This is a genomic window from Burkholderia sp. LMG 13014 (assembly GCF_905232215.1).
GTDB lineage: Bacteria > Pseudomonadota > Gammaproteobacteria > Burkholderiales > Burkholderiaceae > Burkholderia.
The window spans coordinates 1-7,302 of sequence record NZ_CAJNKE010000293.1 but is presented as its reverse complement, the minus strand read 5'-3'; the positions used below and the strand labels follow the sequence as shown (position 1 = coordinate 7,302).

Genomic DNA, 7,302 nt, shown 5'->3' with positions numbered 1-7,302 from the left:
CGCCGCGGGCCCGATGCCCGCGCGCAGCAGCAGCGCCGGCGATTGCAGCGCGCCGGCAGCGACGATGACCTCGGCGGCATGCACCGTCTGCGTGATGTCGCCGCGCCGCACCTCGACGCCATATACCGTCGCGCCGTCGACGAGCAGCCGCGTCGCGTGCGCGCCGGTCCACAGCGTCAGGTTCGCTCGCGCGCGCGTCGACGCGTCCAGATACGCATGTGCCGCCGACACGCGCCGGCCGTTGCGCGCGGTGAACGCGGGCGAGAAGTAGCCGTCGACGTCGGTGCCGTTCTGGTCGTCGAGATGGTTCAGGCCGTCCGCTTCGAGCGCGTGCGCGACGGCGTTCGTGAAAGCGGTCCAGTGGCGCCGGTCGACGCGGTCGATCGGGATCGGACCGTCGCGGCCATGTCGCACCGGATCGGAGACGCCGAACTGCAGGTCGTGTTCGAGCTTGCGGAAATACGGCAGCACGTGCGTCCAGTCCCAGCCTTGCGCGCCGAGCGCGGCCCACTCGTCGTAGTCGCGCGGCAGCCCGCGATTGGCGACCGTCATGTTTACGCTCGATCCACCGCCGAGAATCCGTCCCTGCTCGTAACGCTCGCGTGGTCGCACGAAACCGGGCAGATCGTCGACGCGCGATACGGTCAGCCCGGGCCAGAAGTAGCGATCGCCCGCGAAGCGCGGCAGCCACGGTTCGAGACCGGTCGCGATGTCGGGCGGCGTGTCGTGTTCCGGCGTGTCGATGCCGGCCTCGATCAGCAGCACGCGCACGCGCGGGTCGGCCGACAGCCGGTGCGCGAGCACGCAGCCCGCGGTGCCGCCGCCGACGATGGCATGGTCGAAGAGGGGAGTCGTCATGTCGAATTCCTTTGCGGCGACGGCGCCTAGAAGTTGAGTGCGAGATTGGCGAACACGTTGACGGGCTGCGCGAGCCAGTACGTCGGCGCTGCATAGAACGCCGAGCCCTGCGCGGCCGATACCGTGCCCGAGTTGACGCTCGACAGGTAATGCCGGTTGAACAGGTTGTTGACGTTCAGGCTGAGCACCGCGCTCTTGATGAACACACCCGGCGGCTTGAAGCGGTAGCCGAGGTTCAGGTCGACGACGGTCGCGCTGCCGATTCGCTCGGTGTTCGCGAGATCGCCGAAATAACTGCCCGTGTAGCGCGCGACGACGTTGGCGTAGAAATGGCTGTCGTCGTAGCCGACGCCGAGCGATGCGACATTGCGCGGCGTGTTGTACAACTGGCGGCCGCGCGTATTCGCGGTCAATCCGTTCGCGCTGTAGTCGTCGTCCTGCGTCGCGCGCACATAGGTCCACGAGCCGAAATAGTTGAAGTGGTGCGGCAGCCGGCCCGCGAACGACAGCTCGGCGCCTTCGGTCGTCACGCTGCCTGCATTGAAATACGACGTCACGCCGGTCACGGGCGAATACGACACCTGCCGGTTGCGGAACCGGTCGTAGAACAGCGCGGTGTTGACGAGCAGGTCGGCCGTCGAGAAGCGCCAGCCGATCTCGTGGTTCAGCGTCGTTTCCGCGGTCTGCGGGCTCGTCGCGGTCGACGAGAACACCGACGACACGGCCGGCGTGCGAATATTCGATGCGACACTCGCGTAGAGCTGGTTGCGTGCGTCGAGCTGGTACGACAGGCTCGCGGACGGCAGCACGCGGTTGTAGTGCGCAGCATTGCCGGACGCATTGCCGCTCAGCAGCCCCGCGACGTTGGTGCCCTGCAGCAGCGTGTGCTGGTAGGCGACGCCGGCCGTCAGCAGCCAGTTCGGCGAGAAGTTCCAGGTGTCCTGCAGCCAGACCTTCTGCGTCGAGATCCGGTCCTGCTGATTCGTGAAATACAGCGGCCGCCCGTTAACGCCGGCGACGATGCCGCCGCCGTTGGTGCTGACGGGCGCGCCGTCGGCGCCGATCGCGACGGCCGGCTGCTGGTTGTTCGCGTGCGTGTAGTCGAACCAGCTGCCGAGCTGCAGGCTGTTGGTGTCGGACACCGTGAAATCGAGCCGCGTCGTGGTGCCCAGCCGGTACTGCGACGGGAAGATTTCGAGTGCGACCGGGCGTGACCCCGACGTCGCGCCACCGCTGACGGCCGGGCTGAGCAGCGCGTTCGGCAGCAGCACCGCGGCGACCGATGCGGCGCCGTCGGCGACGCGCACGTAGTAGGGATCGACACGCAGCCGGACCGAGTCGCCGAGGTTGAACAGGCCATTCAGCGCGTAGGTCTGGATGCTGAAGTCGGCGCGTTGCAGTTTCGCGCTCGCGCCGCCGCCGGGCAGCCCCGCGCCGGCGCCGTATGCGGGGCCGGCTGTCGGAAACGCGACGTCGGGATAACCTGTGCCGTACGGTTGCGCGTTGAATTGCGCGAGCGTCGGGTTCAGGTAGTTGTTCGTCTTCATGTCGAACAACGAGAAGATGCCGTTGATGCGGTTGCCGTTGCCCCACCGGTACTGCAGATTGCCTTCGAAGCGTGTCGCGCGCTGTTCGCCTGCGCCGTCGGTCCACAGATTGCCTTCGGTGTGCGACGCGGACAGCCATCCCGAGAAGCCGTTGTACTCGCCGGAATTCGCGCGGAAATAGGTGCGGCGCAGGCTATCGCTGCCGAACCCCTGCTTGAACAGGAAGTCGCGCTCCGGCGTCGGCGCGACCGTGCGGATCTCGACGCTGCCGCCGCTCGCGGTGAGCGTCGGCGCATCGATCGCGGCGGATCCGTACAGCACGCTGACCGAGCCGTAGTTCTCCGGATCGCCCATGAAATCCGCGTGTGGCGTCAGATAGAGCGGATCGTTGACGGGCACGCCGTCGCGCGTGAAGCCGATCTGGTCCTTGCTGAAGCCACGGATGCTGAAGTTGCCTTCGGCGATGCCTGACGCGTCGCCGCCGCCGAAATGCACGCCCGGCACGTAGGCGAGCGCTCCCGTGACGGCCGACGACAGGCCGACGAACTTGTCCAGTTGCTCCTTCGTCAGCGTCGCACGCGATCCGGATTTCGTTTCCTTCTTCGTGTCGGCGACCTGCGCCTGGCGATCCGCGCGAACGGTCACGGTGTCGAGGCTGGTCTCCTTGCCGGCCGGCACGTCGCCGGCCGCGATGGCGGCCGGCGAGGCGGACGTCGCGGCCAGCCCGATCAATAGGCAAGGTGCAATCGCCTTGCCGCCAAAACTGATGGTCATACGTATGGTTTCCGGAAGTTCGGAGGACACGTGCGGTCCTTCTGGTCCTTGTCGAGAGTGACGCGCAGCGGCGACCCACCGGCGTGGCAGTGCGCATCAGCTGCAGCACATCGATCAGCAAGAGCCGTACCAGTGCGTGCCCCGCCGGCTGCTGAACGTCAACCGACGCCGTGGCGCCCGCGACCGGGCGTCCCGCCGCGCGCGCATGCGTTTCATGCAAGCGGAGTAACGGTGTATTGCCGTCGCGCGTCATGCCGGAAAAACTGTTGCTGACACAACAATCCGGAGCACGGGCTGGCTGATTTTCAGCAATCGTGTGGTTTGCATACGGAACCGTCGCGCACGCGGTGCCCGGAAACGCATGCCGAGCAGGGCGGGCCGGCATGCTCGGCGTGGTGGCACGGTCATTGCGTGACCGGAAGCGGTCCATACGTGACATTTGCCACTGCAATGCAAGGAGCATCATGACGACGGAATTTTTCTGGCGGCTGCCGCTCGGCAGCGACGGTCCCGATTTCGCGATCGACAAGAACACGCGCAACGCGCCGGTGTGGCGACCCGGCAGTATCGCGCCCGGGCGCCTGCCCGACGGATCGCCGGACGGCTTCACGTACCTCGACTACATCGCACAGGTTGCGAAGGCCGCGGAACTGGCGGGCTTCGAGGGCGCGCTGCTGCCCACCGGCCCGGAGCCGTGGATCGCGGCGGCGGCGATCGCACGCGAGACGCGCCGGATCCGGCTGCTGGTCGCGTTCCAGGCGACGTGGACGCTGCCCGCGTATGCGGCGCAGCAGGCCGCGACGCTGCAACTGCTGTCACGCGACCGGCTCGAATGGAACATCATCACGGGCGGCGTGCCCGCGCATCAGCGCGCGCACGGCGACTTTCTCGAACACGACCTGCGCTATCGGCGCACGGGCGAATTTCTCGACGTGATCGACGGGTTGTGGCGCAACGAGCGCTTTTCATACGAAGGCCGGATCTACCGGCTCGAGGACGGAGCGTTGCCGCCGTCGCTGCGCACCGCGCGACGGCCGGCGGTGTATTTCTCAGGGTTTTCCGACGCGGCGCTCGAGGTTGCCGCTCGACATGCGGATGTCTACCTGAACTGGGCCGAGCCGGTCGACCGACTGCGCCCGCACTTGCAACGCGTGCGCGAGCGGGCCGCCGAGCACGGACGCACGCCGCGCTTCGGCATCCGTGTCGACGTGCTCGCGCGCGAGACCGAGGACGCCGCATGGGCCGAAGCGCGCCGGCAGTATGAGCGTATCGACGCCGATACCGCGCGCGCGATGCAGCGGATTTCCGCGGGCTCGGATTCGGTCGGCGCCGCACGCCAGACCGCGTATCACGCGGACGCATCGCGTTTCGACGACCTGATCGCGGGCCCGAACCTGTGGGCGGGCTTCGGCAAGGCGCGACCCGGCCCCGCGATCGGCCTCGTCGGCAGCTACGAGAACGTCGCCGAGCGGCTCGCCGAATTCCGCGATGCCGGGATTTCGACCTTCATTCTCGCCGGCAATCCGCATCTCGAAGAGGCGTTGCGCGTCGGTCAGGAAGTGTTGCCGCGTCTGGCGCGTTGATCGACACGAAACGCGCGCGCAATACATCCCGGCCTTCGTACGGCGCGGCGTCGCACGACGCCGCGCCCCAACCCGTCAGAACCGGTACGCAACCTGCGCGAGTATCGCGAACGGCATCAGCGGCTGCAGGAACTCGCCGGTGCCGCCCGCGTTGAGCGCCTGCACGAAGTTGTGCTGGTTCGTTACGTTCATGAAGTTCAGGCTCACGTCCCAGCGCGGCTGCCGGTAATACAGCGCGACGTCGACGTTGTACTCGTTCGGCACGCGCACGGTCTGGCTCAGGTTCGTGTACCAGCCGCTTGTCCACCACGCGGACACCTGCGCGCCGAAGCCCGAATCGAACTGGTAGTTGACGAAGCCGTTGACGCTCCACTTCGGAATGCCCGGCGCCGGATAGGCGCCGGCCGGACGCTTGTTCAGCGCGTTGCTGTCGCCGAACACGGTCTGGTTGTCCGCGTAGAAGCCGAACGGCGAGAAGCCGCCCGGTACGACCGACGTATAGCGCGCCTGCAGCACCGTCGCGTTCAGTCCGGCGCTCAGATGGCGGTCGGGCTGGAAGCGCAGCGCGCCGTCGATCCCCTTGACGCGCAACTTTGCCATGTTGCCGTTGGTGTCGGGCGACGTATCGCGCGTCTGCTGATACGCGGCGATCGATGCGAACAGGCTCTTCGACAGCTGGAACTTCGCGCCGATCTCATACAGTTCGCTGACGCTGTGGAACGCGTCCGGGTTCAGCGCGTTGCCGGGCCCCCACACGAGGCCTTCCGTGAATACGCCGGTATTGAGCGCCTGCGAGCGGTCGTACGTGAAGTACACGGTACTACCCTCGGTCGGCTTGAAGTAGACGCTCGCCTGCACGCTCGGCAGCTTGAAGCTGCCCGAGCTCGAACGGACATCGGCGGGCGTGAGCACGACGGGGTTGTTCATCGTCGCGTCGATGAACGTCTCGCTGAAGCCGACGTTCACGCCGATCCGGTCGGCGATCCGCAGGTTGTGCTGCGTAAACAGGCTCACGTCGGTCCAGCGCCCAGCCGACGTGTACACTGCGCCGTTCGGCGGGAAGCCGCCCTTTTCTGCATAGAGGTCGCCGTACTTGACCATCGGCGGCAGGTTCAGGTAGCCGAAGTAAGACGAGTGCTGCGGCACGCCGGCCTGGCCGATCCACGAGCCGGGGCCGGCGGGCGTCGGCAGGCCGAGCAGTGCGCCCGGGTTTTGCGTATTCGACGGTTGCGTGAGATCGTACGGCGAGAAGTTGAAGTTGTTGTTTGCGGCGATCTGCTCGAAGCTTTCACGTCGGTACGACACGCCGGTGTTGCTTTCATCCTTCAGGTTCAGCCCGAACGTCGAGAAGTCGAACGTCTTGCGCACCTCGACGCGGTTTTCGAACAGGTTGTCGTGCGCCTGCACGAAGAAGCTGCCGACCGAGTTGTTGAAGCTGTCCGAACGCTGATAGTAGGTACTGTTGACGATCGACAGTGTCGGCGACAGGTCGACGGTCTCGCGCAACTGCAGGTTGATGCGTCGTGCGGAGTTGCGGTCGTCCGGCTGGCCTGAGCCCTGCGACGCGTTCAGCTTCGTCACGCCGTTGCCGGGCAGGTTCGGGTCGTACACCCAGCCGACGATCTTGCCGGCCTTGTCGGGCGTCGAGTTCGGCAGCGGCGTGGTCTGCACCGGGCCGGCGATGTACTGGTTCTGGCTGTTCGGCGTGCGCTGCTGCCAGCCGATCACCGACGAGTTGGCCGCGCCCGATGCGAACACCGGCGACCAGATGCCCGCGCCCGGACTGCTGATGAGCGGTGTCGCGCGGCCCGCGTAATACGTGCCGACATCGTCGACCATCTGCTGCGTGTTGCGGTTCCAGCCGCGCGTGATGTTGAAGTCGTAGTAGTCGTCGTAGGCGCCGTTGAAGTCGATCCGCACGTTCGACTTCGGCTTCCACGACAGCGCACCGTAGATCGCGTTGAAGTTGTTCTGCACGTTGTTGTAGTACGTGTCGGCAGCCTGCTTCGTGACGCTCAGCCGGTACGCCAGCTGGTCGTTGATCGGGCCGGTCGTGTCGAACGTCACCGCGTTGTCGTGAAACGAGTTGTCGCCCGGCACCCAGGTGCCGATCTTCGCCTTGACCTCGCTGTGCTGCGCGTCGAAATCGGGCTGCTTGGTGATGTAGTTCACGTAGCCGCCGGTGTTGCTGCCGGGGCCAAACACGACCGACGACGGGCCCGCGACGATGTCGGCGGCCTCGTACGCGTTCATGTTGATCGGATGGTCGTTCGCCTGCGAATAGATGCGTTGCCCGTTCTGGTAGATCTCGGATGCCTGCCCGCGGATCTGCGGCGCGCCCGACACGTTCTGGCCGCCGCCGCGCGTGATGCCGGGCGCGTACTTGACGAAGTCGTCGGTGCTGCGGATCACGTCGTTGTGCAGTTGCTCGCTGTTGACCTCCGACACGACGCGCGGCACGTCGACGACCGCCGCCGACGTACCGTAGACCGACGCGACCGCGCGATTCGGCACAACCTGGCGCGCCGGCGCGACGGTGC

The 7,302-nt window shown here is 66.6% G+C and carries 4 protein-coding genes; 1 reads left to right on the top strand and 3 read right to left on the bottom strand.

Features of this window, described 5'->3' with window-relative positions; translation table 11 throughout:
- Together JYJ84_RS23610 and JYJ84_RS23605 are read right to left on the bottom strand one after the other, a co-directional pair.
- The coding region (locus JYJ84_RS23610; RefSeq protein ID WP_205189523.1) for a GMC family oxidoreductase at positions 1-858 on the bottom strand (858 nt) is incomplete at its 3' end.
- Between the two features lie 26 nt (positions 859-884).
- Positions 885-3,179, bottom strand: a complete 2,295-nt coding sequence (locus JYJ84_RS23605) for a TonB-dependent receptor domain-containing protein (protein ID WP_175220367.1) — start codon at positions 3,177-3,179, stop codon at positions 885-887.
- 464 nt (positions 3,180-3,643) lie between these two features.
- Here JYJ84_RS23605 and JYJ84_RS23600 point away from each other — a divergent pair, with 464 nt between their 5' ends.
- Positions 3,644-4,762, top strand: coding sequence for an LLM class flavin-dependent oxidoreductase (locus JYJ84_RS23600; protein ID WP_122949867.1), 1,119 nt, complete (start codon positions 3,644-3,646; stop codon positions 4,760-4,762).
- Positions 4,763-4,837: 75 nt separating this feature from the next.
- Here JYJ84_RS23600 and JYJ84_RS23595 read toward each other — a convergent pair.
- On the bottom strand, positions 4,838-7,302 hold a 2,465-nt coding region (locus JYJ84_RS23595), incomplete at its 5' end, for a TonB-dependent siderophore receptor (protein WP_205189522.1).

Bases quoted from the DNA above. Each gene is read 5' to 3' on its own strand.
- JYJ84_RS23605 (WP_175220367.1), bottom strand. From the start codon at position 3,179: ATGACCATCAGTTTTGGCGGCAAGGCGATTGCACCTTGCCTATTGATC.
- JYJ84_RS23600 (WP_122949867.1), top strand. From the start codon at position 3,644: ATGACGACGGAATTTTTCTGGCGGCTGCCGCTCGGCAGCGACGGTCCC.